This is a genomic window from Roseixanthobacter glucoisosaccharinicivorans (assembly GCF_043195095.2).
Taxonomy (GTDB): Bacteria; Pseudomonadota; Alphaproteobacteria; order Rhizobiales; family Xanthobacteraceae; genus NCEH01.
In genome coordinates this window covers 1639358-1661040 of the sequence record NZ_CM195538.1, presented here as the reverse complement: position 1 = coordinate 1661040, position 21683 = coordinate 1639358, and the positions used below count along the sequence as shown (strand labels likewise).

Below are 21683 nucleotides of genomic sequence, written 5' to 3'. Positions count from 1 at the left end.
GTGAAGCACGCGCTGCGTTGAAACGTGGCGCGTGCCTTTCTATAACCCGCTGCCAGTCGGTCGATCCAGAACGCGCCTTTTGAGCGAGTCGCTGGAGCTTCAGGACGCAGGCGGTTTCGATTGTGGTGGACCGCCCGTGTGTGGCGCTCCAACGGGAGACGGCGGATGTCGTGGAAGAATCAGGGCGGTGGCCCATGGGGAAGCGGGCCTCGCGGTCCCTGGGGTACGGGGCCTTCCTCTTCGGGACCAACGCCAACGGACATTGAGGACCTGATCCGGCGCGGTCAGGATCGGCTCAAGAGCATGCTTCCGGGCTCCATGGGCACAAAGGGAGCAATTCTCGTGGTGGCGCTCGTGGTGGCCGGTTGGCTGCTGTCGGGCTTCTATCGGGTCGAGCCAGACGAGCAGGGCGTGGTGCTCCGCTTCGGCCGGTTCGTCGAGATCACCCAGCCGGGCCTCAACTACCACTTGCCCTATCCCATCGAGACGGTGATCACGCCCAAGGTGACGCGAGTGAACCGGCTCGACATCGGCATGCGCCTGACCGAGGATCCGCGCCGCGGCAGCACCGTGATGCGTGACATCCCGGAAGAGAGCCTGATGCTCACCGGCGACGAAAATATCGTCGATGTGGATTTCGCCGTGTTCTGGGTGATCAGCAGCGCCGAGAAATACCTGTTCAACGTTCAGAATCCCGAAGGCACCATCAAGGCGGTGGCGGAAAGCGCCATGCGCGAGGTGATCGGCCGCACCAACATCCAGCCCATCCTCACCGGCGCCCGCCAGACCATCGAGCAGGACGTGCATGACCTCATGCAGCGCACCCTCGACAGCTATGGCGCAGGGGTGCAGATCACCCAGGTGCAGATGCAGAAGGTGGACCCGCCCTCCCAGGTCATCGATTCCTTCCGTGACGTCCAGGCCGCCCGCGCCGATGCGGAGCGCGCCCAGAACGAAGCGCAGACCTATGCCAACCGTGTCCTCCCCGAGGCGCGCGGACAAGCGGCGCAGATCGACAACGCGGCGCAAGCCTATCGCGAGCGCACCGTGGTGGAAGCCCGCGGCCAGGCCGAGCGCTTCATCAGTATCTATGATCAATATGTGAAGGCGAAGGACGTGACGCGCCAGCGCATGTATTTCGAAACCATGGAGCGGGTGCTCGGCGGCATGGACAAGGTGCTGGTGGATCAGAATTCCACCGCCCGCGAAGGCGGCGTGGTGCCGGTGCTACCGCTCGGCGACATCGGACGCAGATCGACGGCGCCCCAGGGCACCACCCAGCCCCAAGGAGCCGCCCGATGAAAAATCCCGTTCTCGGCGGCATCCTTGCCGTCATCGCCGTGGTCGTCCTGATCGGCCTTTATTCCTCAGCCTTCATCGTCAACCAGACCCAGCAGGCCTTGGTGCTGCGCCTGGGCGATCCGCTTACGCCCATCACCACCCCTGGCCTGCACTGGAAGATCCCGTTCATCGACAGTGTGGTCTATCTGGACAAGCGTATTCTCGACCTGGAAAACCCCTCCCAGGAAGTGATCGCGTCCGACCAGAAGCGTCTGGTGGTGGATGCCTTCGCCCGCTACCGCATCGCGAATCCGCTGCGGTTCTACCAAGCGGTGGGCACCATCGAGGCGGCCAATTCCCGGCTCGCGACGGTGCTCAACTCGTCTCTGCGTCGCGTGCTGGGTGAGAGCACCTTCACCAGCGTCGTGCGCGATGAGCGCGAGGGCCTGATGCGGCGGATCGCCGAACAGGTGAATCGCGAAGCCTCCAACTTCGGCATCGTGGTCGTGGATGTGCGCATCCGTCGTGCCGACCTGCCTGAGGCCAACAGCCAGGCGGTGTTCCAGCGCATGCAGACGGAACGCCAGCGCGAGGCGGCCGAAATCCGGGCGCAGGGTGCGGAAGCGGCCCAGCGCCTGCGGTCAAGGGCGGAGCGGGAAGCCACCATCGTGGTGGCCGAGGCCACCTCGCGCGGCGAGCAATTGCGCGGTCAGGGCGATGCGGAACGCAACGCCATCTTCGCCGATGCCTTCGGGCGCGATCCGGACTTCTTCGCCTTCTATCGCTCCATGCAGGCGTATGAGGCGAGCCTCAAGCCCGGCGACACGCGTCTGCTGATCAGTCCGGATTCGACTTTCTTCCGCTATTTCGCCGACCCGTTCGGCAATGGTGGAAAGCCGGTCCCGACGCCTTCGGTGCCCGCACCGGCGGCCGGCGCCTCCGCCGCGCCGGCGCTGCCCGCGCCCGCGCGCTGATCGCGGCGCGAGGGTCGATGCGCGATCTGGTTGCCGCCCTCGGTTTGGTCCTCGTTATCGAGGGTCTTTGCCTCGCCGCCTTCCCGGCGGCGTGGCGCAGCGCCATAAAGGCGGTGCTGCAAGCACCGGAAACCCCAGTCCGCATTGCCGGGCTGGTGGCCGGCGCAGTGGGCGTCGTTCTGGTTTGGCTGGTCCGCGGATAAACGGGTCCAGTTGACGCCGCGTCCCGTTTCCGCCGCATTGGCAGGCGAGGCCTAGGGTCATCGCCGTTCCATGCGGCTTTGCCTGGGTATTTTTCCGCCCCGCCCCTGAGGAGAGGCCATGTCCGCTCGCTTCATGTCCGCTCGCCTTCTCTGCGCACTCAAGATGCCGCTGCTCGCCATGGCGTTGAGTGCGCCGCTCGCCTGGTCGGCGCCGACGCTCGCGGCTCCGGGCAAGGGCCCCGATACCGTGGCCGACGTGGCTGAGAAGGTCATGGATGCGGTGGTGAACATCTCCACCTCGCAGAATGTGGCGGCCTCGCGCAGCGTGCCCGCCCCGCAACTCCCCCCGGGCTCGCCGTTCGAGGATTTCTTCGACGAGTTCTTCAAGCGCCGTCAGCAGCAGGACGGTGATCAGAATGGGGAGGGTCGCGACGGTGGACGCGGCCGCAAGGTCTCTTCCCTCGGTTCCGGCTTCGTCATCGACCCGTCGGGCCTGATCGTGACCAATAATCACGTGATCGCGGATGCCGATGAGATCTATGCCAATTTCAACGACGGCTCGAAGCTGAAGGCCGAGCTGGTCGGGCGCGACACCAAGACCGATCTCGCCCTGTTGCGAGTGAAGCCCGACAAGCCGCTGACCTTCGTGAAGTTCGGCGATTCCGACAAGATGCGGGTCGGTGACTGGGTGATGGCCATCGGCAATCCGTTCGGCCTCGGCGGCACGCTGACGGTGGGTGTCGTCTCCGCGCGGAACCGGAACATCAATGCCGGCCCCTACGACAATTTCCTCCAGACCGACGCCGCGATCAATCGTGGCAATTCCGGCGGCCCGCTGTTCAACATGGACGGCGAGGTAATCGGCATCAACACGGCGATCATCTCTCCTTCGGGCGGATCGATCGGCATCGGCTTCGCCGTTCCTGCCTCCACGGCCACGCCGGTGATTGCCCAGCTTGAGGAGTTCAAGGAAGTACGCCGTGGCTGGATCGGCGTGCGCATTCAGACCGTTAGCGACGAAATCGCCGAAAGCCTCGGCCTCGGCAAGCCCCGCGGCGCGCTGGTGGGCGGCGTCAACGACGGCGGGCCCGCCGCGAAGGCCGGCCTCAAGGCCGGTGACGTCGTGGTGCGTTTCGACGGCAAGGACGTGAAGGAAATGCGCGACCTCCCCCGCCTGGTCGCCGACACGGCGGTGGACAAGGAGGTGGACGTGGTGGTCGTGCGTAAGGGCAAGGAAGAGACCCTGCGCCTGAAAATCGCGCGCATGCCCGACGACGAGAAGGCCGCGGCCGCCGCAAAGGCGCCGACGGATGTGGCAAAGCCCGAAGCCAAGAAATCTCTCGGCTTGGAACTTGCGCCCATGAGCGATGAACTGCGCAAGCGCTTCAAGATCAAGGACACCGTCAAGGGCGTCGTGATCCTGAACGTGGACCGCAACTCGCCTGCGGCCGAAAAAGGCCTCAAGCCCGGACAGATCGTGGTTGAAGTGGGCCAGGAAGCGGTCTCCAGCCCCGACGATGTGCAGAAGCGCGTCGAGGGACTGAAGAAGGACGGGAAGAAATCCGCCCTCCTGCTGATTTCCGACGCGGACGGGCAGGTCCAGTTCGCGGCGATCCCGCTGAACTGAGCTGAAGCCTCAGGAACCGAAAAGGCCCGGACATGCCGGGCCTTTCTTCCCCCGCATCATCTGCGGACCGTTTCAGGCGTGGCGGATTTCCTCGGCGGAATAGCCTTGGAGATACAATAGCGCGGTGAGATCACCATGGTCGATACGGGCATGTGCTGCCTCTGCGACCTTCGGCTTGGCATGGAAGGCAACGCCAAGCCCAGCTTCGCCCAGCATGCCGAGATCGTTCGCGCCATCGCCAACAGCGAGGGTCTCGGACGGGGAAAGATGCAGCCGGTCCCGCAGTTCGACGAGGGATGCGGTCTTGGCATCGCGACCGAGGATCGGCTCCTCCACCAAGCCTGCGAACAGGTCTGCCTCGACCAGCAGTCGGTTGGCGCGATTCTCGTCGAAGCCGAGCTGCCCCGCGACGGCTTCCGTGAACAGGGTGAAGCCCCCGGACACCAGCGCGGTATAAGCGCCGTTCGCCTTCATGGTGGCGACCAACTCGACGCCACCGGGCGTCAGAGAGATGCGGCTGCGCAGAACCTCACCCACCACCTGCACCGGCAAGCCCTTCAGCAGCGCGACGCGCTCGCGCAGCGCGGGTTCAAACGCGATCTCGCCGCGCATCGCCCGCTCGGTGATCCCTGCCACATGGGCCTTGACGCCGATCACATCCGCGAGCTCGTCGATGCATTCCTGGCCGATCATGGTGGAATCCATGTCGGCGATGAACAATCGCTTGCGCCGGGCGGCCGCCAGTTGCACCACCACATCCACCGGCGCGCCGGCAAGCGCGGCCCGCACGCTGTCGGCAAGCAGGCGCGTATCTGCCCCGAGTTCCGGATCGAAGGGAATGTCCACCGCCACGTCGGCGGCGAGAACGCGCTCCTCTTCCGCACCGGGCAACACGGCACGCGCGGCGTGAATCATTTCGCGCGTTAAGGTCGCGTCAGAGGGATTTGCGATAAGTGTCGCGACATACACCATGGTCTCTCCAGTGAGGAAAGCTTGAAACCGTCGGCGGTGCTCATCGCAGGTCCAACGGCCAGCGGCAAGTCCGCGGTGGCGCTGGCCCTTGCCGAGCGCATGGGCGGTGTCGTCATCAACGCTGATTCCATGCAGGTTTATGGGGATCTGCGCGTTCTGACCGCGCGCCCCAGCCGTGAGGAGGAAGCGCGGGTTCCCCATCGGCTCTATGGCCATGCGGCGGCGAACGACGATTATTCCGTCGGCCGCTGGCTTGCCGATGTGATCGCGGCCATCGCCACGGCGCGGCAGGAGGGCCAGCTTCCCATCGTGATCGGCGGCACCGGGCTCTATTTCCGCGCGCTGACCCAGGGGCTGGTCGCGATTCCGCCGATCCCGCCGCAAATGCGCACCGCCATTCGCGCCGCGGCCGAAGGGGAGAGCGCGCCCGTGCTCCACAGCCGCCTGGCAACCCTGGATCCGGAAACCGCCTTCCGCCTGTCGCCGAACGATCGCCAGCGCATTTTGCGCGCGCTCGAAGTTGTCGAGGCGACCGGGCGCTCGCTCGCAGCTTGGCAGCGAAGCACGCAGCCGCCCGCCCTTGCCCCGGAAGGGCTGGTGCAGCGGGTGCTTCATCTCGACCGCGAGGTCCTGCGGCGCCAGATCGACCGGCGCTTCGAGGCGATGATGGAGGGCGGCGCCCTGGAAGAGGTGGAACGGCTTGCCGCCCGCCATCTCGCCGCCGACCGGCCGTTGCTCAAGGCCTGCGGCGTGCCTCCGCTGATGCGTCACCTGGCTGGCGATCTGTCCCGCGCCGACGCGATCACTCAGGGCCAGACCGACACGCGCCACTATGCCAAGCGGCAGGAGACCTGGTTTCGCAACCAGATGCCCGATTGGCCTCGAACCTCGCCCCAGGCGGCCCTGGACGGCTTGATGGCCGAGATCGCCGCCTGACTCAGCGCGCTATGCGGTTGCAAGTCCGCTGCGTGCAGGCGCCGGCCGGCCGCCAAGGCGGATCCAAGCGCCCGCGACCGCCAGGAACAGGAAGCCGATGGGCCCGTGCGGGCTCGCATGGGAGGTTTGGATTTCCCAACCGAACGCGATGAGCAAAACCAGCGCGGGCCAGGGGGCACGACGCGTGAGGTGCAGAGCAAGAGCAACGCACACGGCGGCGACAAGGACAATCCAGGAGCCGGTGAGGCTGATGAACGAGCCGACGCCGCCCACCCACGGGTCGACCCAATCCGCATTCAGCAGCGCGATGGCCCCCTGCTCCTGCTCGGGTGTCAGAGTTCCGGCCGAACGCATGGCCTCGATGTTCAGCATGCTGCGGCCAAGGCCGATTCCACCGATGGAATCGAGCGCCGTGTAGCAGATCAGGAATATGAAGGTCGCCACCCGGGAGACCCAGGCCACGAGGCACGCGAAGCCATCCTCAATGCCGGCCACCGCCATCCACAGGCCCACCGAAACCAGCCCGAGCATGGGAAGCTGGACCATGTGCATGGTGAACCACCAGTTCGGCCCGAAATAGCCGAGCGCCCAATAGCGCGGGTCGAACGGCTGGGACGTGCACAGATAGGCGTACATGCCCGGGCTTCTGGTAAAGCCGGCCGGATGGAAAAGCTCCATGCCGGCAAGAACAAGGGGTGCCGCGACAAGGCACGCCCACCATAGGAACCCCCTGATCTTCTGGTCCATGACTCCCCCCGATCCCATAACAGCTTAGCCGAAACGGCGGCCTGCCGAAACGGAGCGGGGTGGAGCCTATCCCGCGAGCGTGGATTGGGGCGATGGCGCTTTTGGGCCCGCCGGCTTTTTGGCGCGCGCAGCCTTTGCGGGCGGGAACACAACCTGCCGCACCGCCGCCGCCAGCGCCAGCGAAAGGCCCGCGATCAGCACACATCCAGCAGGGCTAACCCCAAGCTGCGGCTGGAAATTCGCAGCCGCGACCAGCCAGGGGTTAACGCCCGTCAGCAGCCCGTACCACGCGACTTCGCCAAGCCCTGTTAGGAGGGTGCTGACAAGCGTCACCCCGGCGAATAGCAGCGGACCGACGCGATTCGTGAAATGGAAGACGATGCGATAGACGAACAGGGCGATCAGCAAGCCGCCCATCATTACGGCTTCTGTCACATCCAGCTTCGACTGGATCAGGAAATGGGCAATGGCAAGGATTGCAATGGCATAGACGCTGGCGTGCAGGGCATTCCAGCGCTTGGCGCCCATGCGGCGGATGACGCGATCAAACGAAGTGCCTCCCAGCGCCAGCAGCAGCGCAACCGCCACCGCCCCGATGGTGAGATAGAAGCGCAAGATGATCTCACGGCCCGCCGCCGTGACACTATAGCCCTGATCTACAACGAACAATCCAAGATGTAACACGGCATAGAACAGGGCCGCGAGGCCGAGATTGCGGCGCGCCAGGACCAGCTTCGGCCAATGGAACAGGCGCCGGACCGGGGTGACGGCGAGGCTGAGGAGGAGGAAACGCACCGCCCACAGGCCGGTGAAATGGATCGCCGCCGCAACCGGCCGCCCCCCGAGATCCCCCGCCAGCGCCCACCCCGCCAACCACAGTACGGGGACAGCGCCTCCAAGAAGACTAAGCGTCAATTCCGGGCTGAACTTGCCATTGCGTTCGTGAAACAAAGCCATGATGCGTGCTCTCTCGCTGTCGCTCAAGATACGCAAGGCGCCGCGTCAAAGTTACGACCGCCATGACACAAGGCCGTGAGGCCACACATCATACGGCCACGGGCGCCTTAATGGCGGGATGGGGATTATAATCCTCAATCGCCACGTCCTCATAGCGGAATGCAAAGATGTCGCGCACCTGCGGGTTCAGGACCAGGCGCGGCAAGGGGCGCAAGGGGCGGGACAATTGCTCCCGCGCCTGCTCCATATGGTTGGAATACAGGTGAACATCACCGAACGTATGAACGAAATCGCCAGCTTTTAAGCCCACTACCTGAGCCACCATCGCGGTCAATAGAGCGTAGGATGCAATATTGAAAGGAACGCCAAGAAAAACATCGGCGGAACGCTGGTACAATTGACAGGAAAGCTTGCCCTCCGCGACGTAAAACTGGAACAGGCAATGGCATGGCGGCAGCGCCATCTTTGGCACATCGGTCGGATTCCAGGCGGTTACAATCAAGCGCCGAGAATCCGGATTGCGCTTAATGTCGGAGACCACTTGGGCGATCTGGTCGATCACGCCCCCTTCCGGGGTAGGCCAGGAGCGCCACTGATGGCCGTACACGGGGCCGAGATCGCCGTTCGCATCCGCCCACTCGTCCCAGATGGAAACGCCGTTTTCCTTGAGATATCTGATGTTTGTGTCGCCAGCCAGAAACCACAGCAGCTCGTGGACGATGGATTTCAGATGCAGCTTCTTGGTGGTGACCAGGGGGAAGCCCTCAGCCAGGTCGAACCGCATCTGATGGCCGAACACGGAGAGCGTGCCGGTGCCGGTGCGGTCCTCCTTGCGGACGCCTTCGGCCAGAATGCGCAGAAGAAGGTCGTGGTACTGGCGCATCTCAGCCCTTCTCCGTCCCAATTCCGTGCTTCTCCGTGAGATTTATGCACTCCAACCGGAAAAGTCATGGCCGCAGGTCGCGAAGCCGCCTCCGGACCCACACAAATTCGTGTTGCGACGCACCATTATCGACTCCGTCCTCGCTGCGTCGCAGCGTTGACATGGATCAATCCGCTGCCCACTGTGGACGCATTCCAAGGGGAGCCCCGCGAGGGGGCTGAGAGATCGCCTTCCGGATTGGTCGTCATGATCACCGGCGCCGCGATGACCCTTCGAACCTGATCCGGGTCATGCCGGCGAAGGGATCGGAATAGGCCTCCGCCGCGATTCGTCCGCGAATCTCCACAGAGGCCACCCGTCTCCTAAGCTCGAATTCCCGGATCTCATTTGAAGCGCGAGCTTGAAGGAGATCCGTATGCTCGACGAAGCCTCCACCTCATCCCTGAAGGTGACGACAGGCCCCCTGCTCCAGTCCCGCAAAGTGTTCGTGCCCGCCGACCGTCCCGACGTGCGGGTGGCGATGCGGGAGGTCAGCCTGTCCGATCCCGCCGAACGCCCGGTGCGCGTCTATGACACCTCCGGCCCCTATACCGACCCCGAGGCCTTGATCGACCTGACCAAGGGCCTTGCCGAGCTGCGCCGTAGCTGGGTGCTGGAGCGCGGCGATGTCGAGGAAGTGGAAGGGCGCGCGCAGAAGCCGGAAGACGATGGCCTGAAACCCGGCCAGACCAGCCATTTGCCCGCCTTCGACCGCACCGGCCGCAAGCCCCTGAAGGCCAAGCCCGGCAAGCGGCCGACCCAGATGGCCTATGCGCGTGCCGGCATCATTACCGCCGAGATGGAATATGTGGCCGCGCGCGAAAATCTCGCCCGCGCCAATGGCGGCGCCCACCCGCACCACAAGGCCATGGGCCTCGGCTCGGCCATTCCCACCGATATCACGGCCGAGTTCGTACGCGAGGAAGTAGCGCGCGGCCGCGCCATCATCCCCAACAACATCAACCATCTCGAAACCGAGCCGATGGCCATCGGCCGGAACTTCCTGGTGAAGATCAACGCCAATATCGGCAATTCCGCCGTCACCTCGGGGGTTGCCGAGGAGGTGGACAAGCTGGTGTGGGCGATCCGCTGGGGCGGCGACACGGTCATGGACCTGTCCACCGGCAAGAACATCCACACCATCCGCGAATGGATCATCCGCAATTCACCCGTCCCCATCGGCACGGTGCCGATCTATCAGGCGCTGGAGAAGGTGAACGGGGTCGCGGAGGACCTCACCTGGGAGATCTTCCGCGACACGGTGATCGAGCAGGCTGAGCAGGGCGTGGACTATATGACCGTCCATGCCGGCGTGCGCCTCGCCTATGTGCCGCTGACCGCCAACCGCGTCACCGGCATCGTCTCGCGCGGCGGCTCGATCATGGCCAAGTGGTGCCTGGCGCACCACAAGGAGAGCTTCCTCTACGAGCATTTCGAGGAATTGTGCGAGATCTTCGCCCAATATGACGTCGCCTTCTCGCTCGGCGACGGCCTGCGCCCAGGCTCCATCGCGGACGCCAACGACGCTGCCCAATTCGCCGAGCTGGAGACCCTGGGCGAGCTCACCGAGATCGCCTGGAGGCACGATTGCCAGGTGATGATCGAGGGGCCGGGCCATGTGCCGCTGCACCTCATCCGCGAGAATGTGGAGAAGCAGCTGAAGGTCTGCCACGAGGCGCCGTTCTATACGCTTGGCCCGTTGGTTACCGACATCTCGCCCGGCTACGACCACATCTCCTCGGCCATCGGCGCGGCCATGATCGGCTGGTTCGGCACCGCCATGCTCTGCTACGTGACGCCCAAGGAGCATCTCGGCCTGCCCAACCGGGACGATGTGAAGACCGGCGTCATCTCCTACAAGATCGCCGCCCATGCGGCAGACCTTGCGAAAGGCCATCCGGCTGCGCGCATCCGGGACGATGCCCTTTCCCGGGCCCGCTTCTCCTTCCGCTGGCGCGACCAGTTCGCGCTCTCCCTCGACCCGGAGACGGCGGAATCCTTCCACGACGAGACCTTGCCGGCGGAGGGCGCCAAGGTGGCGCATTTCTGCTCCATGTGCGGGCCGAAATTCTGCTCCATGAAAATCTCCCAGGAGCTGAAGATCGAAGCCGGCGATATTGCCCGCGCCGAAGCCGACAACCAGGCGGCCGCCGGCATGGCGGAAATGGCGCAGAAATTCCGCGACGGCGGCGGCAAGATTTACACCCCCGCCCCTGACGTCGCCGAACCACCCTCCGCCTGAGCCGCGCGCCTCAAAAGAAAACCCCGCCCTTCACAGGGCGGGGCTGGCACCGGAACGATGGTTGGGTCAGTCGAATGACGCGCTGGTGGTATCCGTTTTGCGATTATAGCGAATCGTAATCTTCGCCACGCTGCAGAGATCAATATTCTGCCAGACTGCGCTCGAATCATCGTCGTCATAGACGACCTTCAAGTCCCACTTGCAGGCGCTCGTCTTGCGATTAAACTTGATCGTCCAAGTGTCCCCGTCTTCAAGAACGTCCTTTCCAAGGACATCCTCTTCCCAGTCATCAGATTTGACGGGAGAGACATAGACGTGGCTGATGTCATAGCCGGTTTTATTCACCAGAACGAAATCCTGCTTTCCGGCCGCATGCACGGGTGCAGCGATCATCATCAGACAGGACAAAGCAATCCAGAGACTGGAAAACACGTATTTCATTACCTCCCCCTATAATGCGCCCCGATTGGGTGGATTTTGTTTAGGTTCTTATTTCCCGCCGTCAATGGTGACGCTTTGTCGTATGTAAAAACGTGGATCGCGGCGGCAAAGGTTAAGCTGCCGGGGGATACCCGCGACGCCTGATTGCAGGCGGAGCGGGCTTGACCTGGCAAGGCGGCAGGCCCGAATCCGGGACGGCGGCCAAGGTCTGGCGTTCTGGCGGCTTATTGCAGGTTCCTTGCGCTTGCCCGCGGCTGGAAAGCGCAAAACGGCATTGGACAATCCGCGCCGCCCCCCTTGAAATGCTGAAACGTCCCGAGTAGGTTCCGCGCTCTCTTCGGCGCCCCCGCGTGCCGGAGCTTCGCAGGTGTAGCTCAGTTGGTTAGAGCGCCGGTCTGTGGAACCGGAGGTCGGTGGTTCGAGCCCACCCACCTGTACCATTGCCAATCTCTTCTCTTCGCCACATGCCACGCGCCGCTCGCGGCGCGGGCGATAAGGCGCATGCGCTGCCCCCGCGCGCGCATCCCGGCCATCCGCGCATCGCGGACGCGGCTGGTGTATGAAGCGGGGCATGGATACCTCAGCCCCCGCCGTCGCCCTCGCCGATTATGAAGCGCGCGCCGAGCAGCGCATGAGCGAGAGCGCGCGCGCCTACGTGAACGGTGGCGCGGCCGATGAACTCTCGCTGCGGGAAAACCGCGCCGCCTTCGCTCGCCTGAAACTTCAGAACAGCGTGCTCGCGGACCTATCCGGCGCCAATACCCGCCTCTCGCTGCTGGGGCTCGACCTGGAACATCCGATCCTGCTGGCGCCGGTAGCCTATCACCGGCTGGTACATCCGGAAGGCGAGATCGCGAGCGTGATGGGCGCGGGCGCGGCCAAGGCGTTGGCGGTCGTCAGCACCCAGGCCAGCGAGAGCCTGGAGCGCATCGCCGCCGCCGCCACGGGGCCCCTGTGGTTCCAGCTTTATATCCAGCACGACCGGGGCTTCACGGCAGATCTGGTGGGGCGCGCCAAGGCGGCCGGCTATCGCGCCCTGGTGGTGACGGTGGACGCGCCGGCGAGTCTGCGCAACCGCGAGCAGCGCGCCGGCTTCCGCCTGCCGCCGGGCATCGCGCCGGTGAATCTGCAGGGCATGCGCGCCGGGCCGCCCGCCTCCGCCGAAATCGGGCGCAGCCCGCTCTTCTCCGGCTTCCTGGAGGGCGCGCCCACCTGGCGCGACCTGGATTGGCTCGCGGGCCTCACCGATCTGCCGATCGTGCTGAAGGGCATTCTCAACCCCGCCGATGCCCGGCGGGCGGTGGAGGCGGGCGCGGCCGGGCTGATTGTCTCCAACCATGGCGGCCGCGCGCTCGATACGGTTCCGGCGACCATCGATGCCCTGCCCCGGATCGCCGAGGCGACGGCGGGCGCCCTGCCCTTGCTGCTGGACGGCGGCGTGCGGCGCGGCACCGATATTCTCAAGGCCCTGGCCCTCGGCGCGCGTGCCGTGCTGATCGGCCGGCCCCATATCCACGCCCTTGCCGTGGCCGGGGCGGCGGGGGTGGCGCATGCCGTCCATCTGCTGCGGGCGGAGCTGGAAGTCGCCATGGCGCTCACCGGCCGCGCCAGCCTCGCGCAGATCGATTCCGGCGTGCTGTGGCGGGCGTGAGTGCGCCGATCTTGGCGCCAAGCCCGCCTTGAGCATGACCGAGGCGGCCCGCGCCCTTGAGGCGTTTCAGCAGGCGCACGCAAGTCGCGCGGCGCGGGGCCAGGCTCAGGTCGGATCATGATATGGGGAATAAATGGCGGGAGTGACGGGGCTCGAACCCGCGACCTCCGGCGTGACAGGCCGGCGCTCTAACCAACTGAGCTACACCCCCCGAGCGACGCTGCCTTCGTGGCGGCGCGTCGAGATGGCGGGTGATAAGGCGCGGCCCGGATCAAGTCAAGCGAACCGCCCGCATTTTTAGCCGGCCTGTGCAAAACTCGCCCTTCCCCCAGGCGGCACGCTGTGGCGGGGCTTGGCGCCCGCCAATCCCATATGCTCCGCCTTTGGGCGATCAGTCCCCGCAAAAATGACGTTCGAAGGTCTGCATCGTAAATGCAGCGACTTCATCGCGGGGATGGCGATTGTCCTCCGCAAAGGCATCGTTGAAGAAATCTTTCACGATTTCATAGGACGGGAAATAAAACAGTCGGTCATCCTTGCTGTCCCGGATGAGTTCATCCACCGCGGAGCGCAGGATACTCTTAGAGACCGAATTTGCCGTGAAGCAGGAGACCGGCCGGAAGGTCGCCATCAGCGGAATGGGAGAGACCGTGAAGATGATCTTCGCCTGCGGCTTGGCGGCGTGGATGATCGCACAAATCCTGCGCAGATTGTCCAGGTTTTCCTGATGGGACGAGACGCGAAATCCATGGATCGCATCATCGAACAGGTGCGCCGGCACCGCCCGCCACAAGGCATCACCAGAGCGCTTATCCATCCAGATCTCTGCGAGGCCGAGGGTGAGAATAAACACATCCGTATCTTGAATGATCCGCCGCGTGGCGTCCTGAACCGCCGGATCCAGGGACGCGATTTCCTTGTCCTCCGAGAACCACAGATTTTCGGGAAACTGCTTGCCTTCCAGCGCCCATTCAAGCTGCTGGAGAATGGCGAAGGTGTTCACCATCCCCTCTCCAAAGCGGACGATATGGGATTGTTTACTCAGGTCTCCCCCGCTGACATGATAGCCTTTATCCAGGAGATACCGTGTCACGTAAGCAGCAAAACAGCTTCCAAATGCTGTAATACAAACGTTCTTTGTAATGAACTTGGTTTGCGGCACCCATCCGTGCATGACCAAGCGATCGACGCAGGCGGGCGTGTGCTCAATTTCTGCCTTGGAGGCGATGAAATTGGTCTCAGGACCGCGATACCATGATCCATTGAACACCGCCCGATGACCGTTTCGGTTGCTGGTGATCTGCTCCAGTGCGACCATCTGGCGTCCTTTCATCGACACATCGGCAAGCTGGCCATGCAGCCTCCAGAATGGCAAACCTGACGCGCTCAAACATATGGACGAATGCGCGTCGGGCAAAGCGCCGTCAAAATGAGGCTTCGGCAGCCGGATGCCCGCCGCCGCTGTTCGCAGCGTAAGAAGAAGGAGGAGCGGCTGAAAATCATCCTGCACGCCGGCACGCCCAAGACCGGGACGACATCGCTGCAACTCTTTCTCCACCGGCACCGCGATGCGCTGCGCGACCGAGGCGTCTTGTATCCAAGCGCGGGCATCACCCCGCCGCCGGAACCGAAGCATCAATGGATGATCGGCGGCCTGATGAGGGAAGATCCGCGCGATTTTAGGGGAATGCTCGCCGCAGCGCTTGAGGAGGCCCGCCCGGATACCCACACGATGATCTTGTCGTCCGAAGGCCTGTTTCACCGGTGGTGGGATTTTTCGCCGGAAGGGCGCGGCGCGCTGCAAGAATTGTCCGCGCGCTTTCCGCTGGAGGTCTGGGCTTTTTTTCGCGAGCCCGTATCCTTTATCCGCAGCTTCTACATTCAGATGCTGAAAAATCCACGGGGCAGCGGGCCCTGCTATGGCGAAGACCTCTCCCTCGGCGAAATGCTCGATCGCCCCCGGTTTTCCATTCATCTCGATTACATCGGCTATATCCGTGCGGTCGAGGAGGCACTGGGAGCGGGAACGGTGCGCCCGTTCCGCTATGGCGGAAATACCGTCGGCGATGTCCTGGCCGCGCTCGGCATCAGGGATCTGGACCCCGCCGCTCCCCGAGAGAATAGAACGGTCGGCTCACTTGGCGTGGCTTTGCTTCGCGTGATGAACCGTGAGACGCTCGGGGTTCAACAAAAACAGGACGCGGTGCGGCTGGTCGAGGAACTGGACCGGCTGGCCGACGGCGCCGCACGGCCCCTGCAGATCGAGCCCGGCGAGATCACCCGCATTCAGGCCTTGGCGGCCGAGAGCGTCTCCGCCTTTCGGGATATCTATAGCTTGGACTTGGCCACGCCACCCCATGATGGGTCGCCGAATTTGACAATGCCCGTGTAAAAAGTTCAATTAAGCCCACAAATTATCTTTAGATAAAACGAATGGGACCGATGCCGGCGCCACGTGCCCATGATCAGACGAAAGCATCTGGCGCGGCAAAACACGTGATGCCATGAGCGGGCGCGTCATTTATTCATTCATCGTCGATGAACATCCTAAATACGCCTTTCAAGCGTGGCACCTTGCCAAATCTCTTTTACGCCACGGCGCCACGAACAGCAGCGACGTGACCATTCAGATCACCCCGCGCGTGTCGGCGGAAATCGGAGAGATCTTTCGCGCCCAGGGCTATGCCGTGCACCCGCTCGAACCGTTCGGCGACGGAAAATGGTGCAATAAGATCTCCCAATTGCCAAATATTTGGGATCAGGCGTGCGAGCGGTTCGTCCTGCTCGACACCGACATGATCGCGGTTGGCGATCCAAGACCCCTTCTCCAGGGCGATTCCATCCAGGCAAAGGTGGTCGACGGCCCCAATCCCCGCCTCGATACGCTGCTGGAGATCCTCGCGGCGGCCAGCGGCGCGCCCGCCCCTCTCATGCTCACGGACGCGACGGGGGACCAGACAGTGGTCGGAAACGCCAATGGCGGTTTCTATGGCATTCCAAGCGGCCTGGCGCGCAGCTTTCAGACCGAGTGGAAGCGGTGGGCGCTCTGGCTGCTGGATCACAGCGCGCCGCTGCGCCGGGACGGCAAAGCCTCCCACGTTGATCAGGTGAGCGCGATGCTGGCGTTCCGGGTCTCCGGGGTGCCTTTTTCGCCCGCTCCCTCAAACCTGAACTATTTCGTGCACCTAAAGCCCGCGCCCCGGCATCACAGGTCGCAGGATCCGATTTGCCTGATCCATTATCACGACATCAGCATGAATGGCGCGGGGGAGATCGCGCCACCGATCGCCCTCACGCCGGAGGAACGGACGGCGGTTGAGACGGCGAACCGGCAGATGCGCGAAGACGATCATCCGCATCTAAGGGCCCTGTATCTGGCCGCCCGCTAAGGCAAGGTGCCGGCCAGCATCTGGCAAGGCGCGCTGCGCGTTCGTGGTCTTGAGGGTGCGCATCGCATGCCAAGCGCCGATGCCACACAGCCGGGGTGGGTCGCCGCAGGGGAAAAATGGTGGGCGGTGACGGGCTCGAACCGCCGACCCTCTCGGTGTAAACGAGATGCTCTACCAACTGAGCTAACCGCCCGGCCTGACGGGTAAGTCCCGTTCGCCGCCCCGCCATGCGGCATGCGGGCCGCGCGCCCGATGCCCAGGCGCGAGAAAAGCTTTAAGCGTCGTGCGCTCCACGCGCAAGCCGTGCGCGCCGGCATCCCCAAAAGCAACGCCGCGCACGAACAAGGCCCACGAAATGGGCTTGAAGCGCCATTGGGCGCCGGTTCGGGGCCGTCCGCGCGAGGGACAGCGCAGCAATGCCCATGTCCCGGAAAAGGCCCCTGCCCGCCTCCGACCGCACATCCCGAAGGTGCTCGCCGCGCAAAGGCCTGCGGCGCCTTCCGGCGCATCAGTAACAAGCCGGCGCGGATAAATAGGTTTGGCTCTCAGGAGGCGTCAAACACCCCTTGGAATCGACGATGGGCCGTGCCGGCGGCGATGGGCCCTGAAGCCGAACCGCCCTCTCTGGCGCGCCTCAAAGGGCTCCAGCGGCGGGCGCTGGGCGCGGGCGGGAAGAGAGCGCTCGCCTTCACCCGGTTCCGCCGCCGCGACCCCGGGGGGCGCTTCTTGGTCTTTGCGACAAAGCAGCACCCCCACGGGTGGAGGATCAGCCGTTAACGGCTTCCTTCAGGCCCTTGCCGGGCGTGAACTTCGGAGCCTTGGAAGCCTTGATCTTCACCGGCTTGCCGGTGCGGGGATTGCGGCCTTCGCGCGCCGCGCGGCTCACCACCGAGAAGGAGCCGAAGCCGATGAGCTTCACTTCTTCACCCTTCTGCAGGGCCTGGGCGATGATGTCGAACGTCGCGTCCACCGCGGCCGCCGCAGCCGCCTTCGTCAGCTTGGCCTCGTCGGCCACCGCGGCGATCAGTTCGTTCTTGGTGGTCATGTGACCGTTCCTTCCGTTGTTATCTTCGAATCGAGGGACATCAAAGCCCGCAGCGATGGGCGGGAAGCTTTACGGAAAATGCGGCTTTTGCAAGCGCGATCCGCCACAAACCCGCATCAATGCACGATTTCCCGCATTCCGTGACGCAAAACAAAAGAGGCGGCACCCTTTCGGGGCCGCCTCTCCTCATATGCTAAGTACTTGAAATCGCTCAGTGAGCGACCACGCCAGCGGCATCGTCGTCCGGCACGGCGGCGGTGATGGGCCGTTCGGTCCATTCGATGGGCTCAGGCTTGCGGATCAGCGCATGCTTGAGCACTTCGTCCATCCGCGAGACCGGAATGATCTCCATGGCGTTCTTCACATTGGCCGGAATATCGGCCAGGTCCTTCGCGTTTTCCTCAGGGATGAGGACCGTCTTGATGCCGCCGCGCAGCGCCGCGAGCAGCTTTTCCTTCAACCCGCCGATGGGCAGGACACGGCCGCGCAGGGTGATTTCACCCGTCATGGCCACGTCGCGCCGCACCGCGATCCCCGTGAGCACCGAGACGATGGTGGTCGCCATGGCGACGCCGGCGGAGGGACCGTCCTTGGGGGTGGCGCCTTCGGGCACGTGGACATGGATATCCCGACGCTCGAACAGCGGCGGCTCGATGCCGAAATCGACTGCGCGCGAACGGACGTAGGACGCCGCCGCCGAAATGGATTCCTTCATCACGTCCCGCAGGTTTCCCGTCACCGTCATCTTGCCCTTGCCGGGCATCATGACGCCTTCGATGGTCAGCAATTCGCCGCCCACCTCGGTCCAGGCAAGGCCGGTCACCAGGCCCACCTGATCCTCGCCCTCGATCTCGCCATAGCGGAAGCGCGGCGCGCCGAGGAATTCCTCGAGGTTCTTGGCGGTGACCTTGACGGTCTTGCGCTTGGACATCACCAGCTCCTTCACGGCCTTACGGGCCAGTGTGGAGAGCTCGCGCTCCAGATTGCGCACGCCCGCCTCGCGGGTGTAGCGGCGGATCAGCAGCATCAGGGCGCCATCGTCGATGGCGAATTCCTTCGGCTGCAGGCCGTGCTTCTGGATCGCGTTCGGGATCAGATGCTTGCGCGAGATCTCCGCCTTCTCATCCTCGGTGTATCCGGCGATGCGGATCACCTCCATCCGGTCCAGCAAAGCCGGCGGGATGTTGAGGGTGTTGGCGGTGGTCACGAACATCACGTTCGACAGGTCGTAATCGACCTCCAGATAATGGTCGTTGAACGTGGAGTTCTGCTCCGGATCCAGCACTTCCAGCAGGGCCGAGGACGGATCGCCGCGGAAGTCCGCGCCCATCTTGTCGATTTCGTCGAGCAGGAAGAGCGGGTTGGACTTCTTCGCCTTGCGCATCGACTGCACGATCTTGCCGGGCATGGACCCGATATAGGTCCGCCGGTGACCGCGAATCTCCGCCTCGTCGCGCACGCCGCCGAGGGAGACGCGCACGAACTCACGGCCCGTCGCCTTGGCGATGGACTTGCCCAGCGAGGTCTTGCCGACGCCCGGAGGGCCGACGAGGCACAGGATGGGACCCGAGAGCTTGTTCGCGCGGCTCTGCACGGCGAGATACTCGACGATCCGCTCCTTGACCTTGTCGAGGCCGTAGTGATCGGCATCGAGGATCGACTGGGCGAACGGCAGGTCCTTCTTGACCTTGCTCTTGATCCCCCACGGGATCGACAGCAGCCAGTCCAGATAATTGCGCACCACGGTGGCTTCCGCCGACATGGGCGACATCTGGCGCAGCTTCTTCAGCTCGTGGGTCGCCTTTTCACGGGCTTCCTTGGAGAGCTTGGTCTTCTTGATGCGGTCTTCCAGCTCCTGAAGGTCGTCGCGGCCGTCCTCGTCGCCGAGTTCCTTCTGGATCGCCTTCATCTGCTCGTTGAGATAATACTCGCGCTGGGTCTTCTCCATCTGGCGCTTCACCCGCGTGCGGATGCGCTTCTCCACCTGGAGCACGGAGATTTCGCTCTCCATCAGCCCAAGCACCTTCTCCAGGCGCTCGGCGACCTTGATGGTCTCCAGCACGCCCTGCTTCTCGGGGATCTTCACCGCGAGATGGGAGGCGATGGTGTCGGCGAGCTTGGAATGGTCGTCGATCTGACCGACGACGCCGACCACCTCGGGCGACACCTTCTTGTTGAGCTTCACATAATTTTCGAACTCGTTGACCACCGAGCGGGCCAGCGCCTCGCCCTCGACGCGGTCACCGACCTCGTCGTCGAGCGTGATCGCCTCGGCCTCGTAGAGGTCGGTGCGTTCGGTGTACTTGACCACCTGCGCGCGGGTGATGCCTTCCACCAGCACCTTCACGGTGCCGTCGGGCAGCTTCAGCAATTGCAGCACGGTGGCGAGCGTGCCGACATTGTAGATCGCGTCGGTGGCCGGATCGTCGTCGGAGGCATTCTCCTGGGTCGCCAGGAGAATATAGGTGTCGCCGCGCATGACCTCTTCCAGGGCGCGAATGGACTTTTCGCGGCCGACGAAGAGGGGAACGATCATGTGGGGGAAAACAACAATATCCCGAAGCGGAAGCACCGGGAACGTCTGAGAGACGCCGGCAACGAGCGCGGGGCGCGGCTTTTGGCTCGTCATGACCCAATCCTTTCTATTGACGCCGGCACAGACGGACGCCTGTCCGCCTGCGCAGCGCAGCCGGGACGGGAGCGGGATTTCAATGCTGGAGCGGACAGTGCAGAAGGGGCAAAGCCGCGAGAGGCACGAGTACCGAGCCCGGAGACCGGATTCTTCGAAATTGAAATGGAGAGCCGACCCACGGGTTTCAAGATCGCCGGATCAAGTCTCAGGCGGTTCGGCTCGAAAGTGCCGGATCCCGTTCCGCCGGAAAGAAACGCCGCGCCGTGGGCAAGCTTAGACACCACCCCCGCGCGCTCGGCGCGAGGGGCTTGAGCGGAATGCGGAGCGTCACGCACTGGCGCCGGCATCGCCGACACGGTCGGCGTAGATATAAAGCGGCCGGGCCCCCTGCTCGACCACCTCCTTGCTGATCACCACTTCCTCCACGCCTTCAAGGCCGGGGAGGTCGAACATGGTGTCGAGCAGGATGCCTTCCATAATGGAGCGCAGGCCACGGGCGCCGGTCTTGCGCTCGATCGCCTTGCGGGCGATGGCGCCGAGCGCCTCCTCGTGGATGGTCAGATCCACGTTCTCCATCTCGAACAGGCGCTGATACTGTTTCACCAGCGCGTTCTTGGGCTCGGACAGGATCTGCTTGAGAGCCGCCTCGTCGAGATCGCCGAGCGTCGCCAGAACCGGCAGACGGCCGATGAACTCGGGAATCAGGCCGTATTTCAGCAGGTCCTCGGGCTCCACCTCGCGGAACACTTCGCCGGGCCGCCGCTCCTCCACCGGCGCGACCTTGGCGCCGAAGCCGATCGAGGTGCCGCCCTTGCCGCGGGTCGAGATGATCTTGTCGAGCCCGGCGAACGCGCCGCCGCAGATGAACAGGATGTTGGTCGTATCCACCTGCAGGAATTCCTGCTGGGGATGCTTGCGGCCACCCTGGGGCGGCACGGACGCGACCGTGCCTTCCATGATCTTCAGCAGCGCCTGCTGCACGCCCTCGCCCGACACGTCGCGGGTAATGGAGGGATTGTCGGACTTGCGACTGATCTTGTCGATTTCGTCGATATAGACGATGCCGCGCTGCGCCCGCTCGACGTTATAATCGGCGGCCTGGAGCAGCTTGAGGATGATGTTTTCCACATCCTCGCCCACATAGCCCGCTTCGGTGAGCGTGGTGGCGTCGGCCATGGTGAACGGCACGTCGAGAATGCGCGCCAGCGTCTGCGCCAGCAACGTCTTGCCCGAGCCGGTGGGCCCGATCAGCATGATGTTGGACTTGGCCAGTTCGACGTCGCCATGCTTCGTGGCGTGGTTGAGCCGCTTGTAATGGTTGTGCACGGCCACCGAGAGGACCTTCTTCGCATGCTCCTGGCCGATGACATAGTCATCCAGGACCTTGCGGATTTCCTTCGGGGTCGGAATGCCATCCCGCGACTTCACCAACGAGGATTTCGACTCCTCGCGGATGATATCCATGCACAGTTCGACACACTCGTCGCAAATAAAGACCGTAGGTCCTGCGATGAGCTTGCGGACCTCGTGCTGGCTTTTGCCGCAGAACGAGCAGTAAAGCGTGTTCTTGCTGTCGCTGCCGCCGGTCTTGCTCATCTTCTTCTCCGTCCGGTCTGCCCGTCCGCCCGCCGTGGCGCGCTGACGTTGGACCAAATTCAGGACCA

18 protein-coding genes, 3 tRNA genes and 1 riboswitch are annotated in these 21683 nt (G+C 64.0%); of the genes, 10 read left to right on the top strand and 11 right to left on the bottom strand.

From position 1 onward, the window contains the following. Positions 1-165: 165 nt before the first annotated feature. The 4 genes from hflK (at position 166) to V5F78_RS07335 (ending at position 4085) form a co-directional block, all read left to right on the top strand. Positions 166-1302 (top strand): FtsH protease activity modulator HflK, encoded by a 1137-nt coding sequence (hflK, locus tag V5F78_RS07350; RefSeq protein WP_394069540.1) that lies wholly within the window; start codon positions 166-168, stop codon positions 1300-1302. Continuing rightward, positions 1299-2255: a protease modulator HflC gene (hflC, locus tag V5F78_RS07345; RefSeq protein WP_394069538.1), complete on the top strand. Its 957-nt coding sequence runs from the start codon at positions 1299-1301 to the stop codon at positions 2253-2255. Before hflK ends, hflC begins: the two co-directional genes overlap by 4 nt. Positions 2256-2272: 17 nt before the next feature. Continuing rightward, on the top strand, positions 2273-2458 hold the full coding sequence (locus V5F78_RS07340) for a DUF2065 domain-containing protein (RefSeq protein ID WP_394069536.1): 186 nt from the start codon (positions 2273-2275) through the stop codon (positions 2456-2458). A 118-nt stretch (positions 2459-2576) separates the two neighbouring features. Then, on the top strand, positions 2577-4085 hold the full coding sequence (locus tag V5F78_RS07335) for a DegQ family serine endoprotease (protein WP_394069534.1): 1509 nt from the start codon (positions 2577-2579) through the stop codon (positions 4083-4085). 72 nt (positions 4086-4157) lie between these two features. Here V5F78_RS07335 and serB read toward each other — a convergent pair whose 3' ends face one another. Continuing rightward, complete coding sequence (gene serB, locus V5F78_RS07330) at positions 4158-5057, bottom strand: phosphoserine phosphatase SerB (protein WP_394069532.1); 900 nt, start codon at positions 5055-5057, stop codon at positions 4158-4160. Positions 5058-5078: 21 nt separating this feature from the next. Between serB and miaA the strand changes: the two genes are divergently transcribed. Next, the gene (miaA, locus tag V5F78_RS07325; RefSeq protein WP_394069530.1) at positions 5079-5993 is read left to right on the top strand and encodes a tRNA (adenosine(37)-N6)-dimethylallyltransferase MiaA; all 915 of its coding nucleotides are present in this window, start codon (positions 5079-5081) and stop codon (positions 5991-5993) included. A 9-nt stretch (positions 5994-6002) separates the two neighbouring features. Here the strand turns inward: miaA and V5F78_RS07320 are convergent, their stop codons facing one another. The 3 genes from V5F78_RS07320 to V5F78_RS07310 form a co-directional block, all read right to left on the bottom strand. Continuing rightward, a complete protein-coding gene (locus V5F78_RS07320) occupies positions 6003-6629 on the bottom strand; it encodes a hypothetical protein (protein ID WP_509276687.1) in 627 nt (208 codons plus the stop codon). 177 nt (positions 6630-6806) lie between these two features. Further along, positions 6807-7697 carry a protein-methionine-sulfoxide reductase heme-binding subunit MsrQ gene (locus tag V5F78_RS07315; RefSeq protein ID WP_394069526.1) on the bottom strand — a complete coding sequence of 297 codons (891 nt, stop codon included), beginning with the start codon at positions 7695-7697 and terminating at the stop codon, positions 6807-6809. 88 nt (positions 7698-7785) lie between these two features. Then, positions 7786-8580, bottom strand: a complete 795-nt coding sequence (locus tag V5F78_RS07310) for a thymidylate synthase (RefSeq protein WP_394069524.1) — start codon at positions 8578-8580, stop codon at positions 7786-7788. A 187-nt stretch (positions 8581-8767) separates the two neighbouring features. After that, positions 8768-8902: riboswitch (TPP riboswitch) on the top strand. 93 nt (positions 8903-8995) lie between these two features. Between V5F78_RS07310 and thiC the strand changes: the two genes are divergently transcribed. Beyond that, positions 8996-10861, top strand: a complete 1866-nt coding sequence (gene thiC, locus V5F78_RS07305) for a phosphomethylpyrimidine synthase ThiC (protein ID WP_394069522.1) — start codon at positions 8996-8998, stop codon at positions 10859-10861. A 66-nt stretch (positions 10862-10927) separates the two neighbouring features. On the opposite strand, the gene V5F78_RS07300 is transcribed toward thiC, so the two are convergent. Beyond that, entirely contained in the window at positions 10928-11302 is a 375-nt protein-coding gene (locus tag V5F78_RS07300) for a hypothetical protein (protein WP_394069520.1), read from the bottom strand. Positions 11303-11665: 363 nt separating this feature from the next. Between V5F78_RS07300 and V5F78_RS07295 the strand changes: the two genes are divergently transcribed. Both V5F78_RS07295 and V5F78_RS07290 read left to right on the top strand, forming a co-directional pair. Continuing rightward, positions 11666-11742, top strand: a tRNA-His gene (locus V5F78_RS07295). 131 nt (positions 11743-11873) lie between these two features. Continuing rightward, positions 11874-12953 carry an alpha-hydroxy acid oxidase gene (locus V5F78_RS07290; RefSeq protein WP_394069518.1) on the top strand — a complete coding sequence of 360 codons (1080 nt, stop codon included), beginning with the start codon at positions 11874-11876 and terminating at the stop codon, positions 12951-12953. 134 nt (positions 12954-13087) lie between these two features. Here V5F78_RS07290 and V5F78_RS07285 read toward each other — a convergent pair. Together V5F78_RS07285 and V5F78_RS07280 are read right to left on the bottom strand one after the other, a co-directional pair. Further along, a tRNA-Asp gene (locus V5F78_RS07285) sits at positions 13088-13164 on the bottom strand. A gap of 180 nt (positions 13165-13344) precedes the next feature. Further along, positions 13345-14271: a GSCFA domain-containing protein gene (locus tag V5F78_RS07280; protein ID WP_394069517.1), complete on the bottom strand. Its 927-nt coding sequence runs from the start codon at positions 14269-14271 to the stop codon at positions 13345-13347. An 84-nt stretch (positions 14272-14355) separates the two neighbouring features. On the opposite strand from V5F78_RS07280, the gene V5F78_RS07275 reads away from it, so the two are divergent. Next, positions 14356-15345, top strand: coding sequence for a hypothetical protein (locus tag V5F78_RS07275; RefSeq protein WP_509276686.1), 990 nt, complete (start codon positions 14356-14358; stop codon positions 15343-15345). Between the two features lie 112 nt (positions 15346-15457). Next, positions 15458-16342 (top strand): hypothetical protein, encoded by an 885-nt coding sequence (locus tag V5F78_RS07270; protein WP_394069513.1) that lies wholly within the window; start codon positions 15458-15460, stop codon positions 16340-16342. Between the two features lie 117 nt (positions 16343-16459). On the opposite strand, the gene V5F78_RS07265 is transcribed toward V5F78_RS07270, so the two are convergent. From V5F78_RS07265 to clpX, 4 genes are all read right to left on the bottom strand, one after another. Then, a tRNA-Val gene (locus V5F78_RS07265) sits at positions 16460-16535 on the bottom strand. A gap of 573 nt (positions 16536-17108) precedes the next feature. Next, complete coding sequence (locus V5F78_RS07260; protein ID WP_348845029.1) at positions 17109-17387, bottom strand: HU family DNA-binding protein; 279 nt, start codon at positions 17385-17387, stop codon at positions 17109-17111. A gap of 211 nt (positions 17388-17598) precedes the next feature. Further along, complete coding sequence (gene lon / locus V5F78_RS07255; protein ID WP_394069511.1) at positions 17599-20016, bottom strand: endopeptidase La; 2418 nt, start codon at positions 20014-20016, stop codon at positions 17599-17601. A 330-nt stretch (positions 20017-20346) separates the two neighbouring features. Further along, positions 20347-21615: an ATP-dependent Clp protease ATP-binding subunit ClpX gene (clpX, locus tag V5F78_RS07250; RefSeq protein WP_394046229.1), complete on the bottom strand. Its 1269-nt coding sequence runs from the start codon at positions 21613-21615 to the stop codon at positions 20347-20349. Positions 21616-21683 lie beyond the last annotated feature (68 nt).

Bases quoted from the DNA above. Each gene is read 5' to 3' on its own strand.
- hflK (WP_394069540.1), top strand. From the start codon at position 166: ATGTCGTGGAAGAATCAGGGCGGTGGCCCATGGGGAAGCGGGCCTCGC.
- hflC (WP_394069538.1), top strand. From the start codon at position 1,299: ATGAAAAATCCCGTTCTCGGCGGCATCCTTGCCGTCATCGCCGTGGTC.
- V5F78_RS07340 (WP_394069536.1), top strand. From the start codon at position 2,273: ATGCGCGATCTGGTTGCCGCCCTCGGTTTGGTCCTCGTTATCGAGGGT.
- V5F78_RS07335 (WP_394069534.1), top strand. From the start codon at position 2,577: ATGTCCGCTCGCTTCATGTCCGCTCGCCTTCTCTGCGCACTCAAGATG.
- serB (WP_394069532.1), bottom strand. From the start codon at position 5,057: ATGGTGTATGTCGCGACACTTATCGCAAATCCCTCTGACGCGACCTTA.
- V5F78_RS07320 (WP_509276687.1), bottom strand. From the start codon at position 6,629: ATGTACGCCTATCTGTGCACGTCCCAGCCGTTCGACCCGCGCTATTGG.
- V5F78_RS07315 (WP_394069526.1), bottom strand. From the start codon at position 7,697: ATGGCTTTGTTTCACGAACGCAATGGCAAGTTCAGCCCGGAATTGACG.
- V5F78_RS07310 (WP_394069524.1), bottom strand. From the start codon at position 8,580: ATGCGCCAGTACCACGACCTTCTTCTGCGCATTCTGGCCGAAGGCGTC.
- thiC (WP_394069522.1), top strand. From the start codon at position 8,996: ATGCTCGACGAAGCCTCCACCTCATCCCTGAAGGTGACGACAGGCCCC.
- V5F78_RS07300 (WP_394069520.1), bottom strand. From the start codon at position 11,302: ATGAAATACGTGTTTTCCAGTCTCTGGATTGCTTTGTCCTGTCTGATG.
- V5F78_RS07290 (WP_394069518.1), top strand. From the start codon at position 11,874: ATGGATACCTCAGCCCCCGCCGTCGCCCTCGCCGATTATGAAGCGCGC.
- V5F78_RS07280 (WP_394069517.1), bottom strand. From the start codon at position 14,271: ATGGTCGCACTGGAGCAGATCACCAGCAACCGAAACGGTCATCGGGCG.
- V5F78_RS07275 (WP_509276686.1), top strand. From the start codon at position 14,356: ATGCGCGTCGGGCAAAGCGCCGTCAAAATGAGGCTTCGGCAGCCGGAT.
- V5F78_RS07270 (WP_394069513.1), top strand. From the start codon at position 15,458: ATGAGCGGGCGCGTCATTTATTCATTCATCGTCGATGAACATCCTAAA.
- V5F78_RS07260 (WP_348845029.1), bottom strand. From the start codon at position 17,387: ATGACCACCAAGAACGAACTGATCGCCGCGGTGGCCGACGAGGCCAAG.
- lon (WP_394069511.1), bottom strand. From the start codon at position 20,016: ATGACGAGCCAAAAGCCGCGCCCCGCGCTCGTTGCCGGCGTCTCTCAG.
- clpX (WP_394046229.1), bottom strand. From the start codon at position 21,615: ATGAGCAAGACCGGCGGCAGCGACAGCAAGAACACGCTTTACTGCTCG.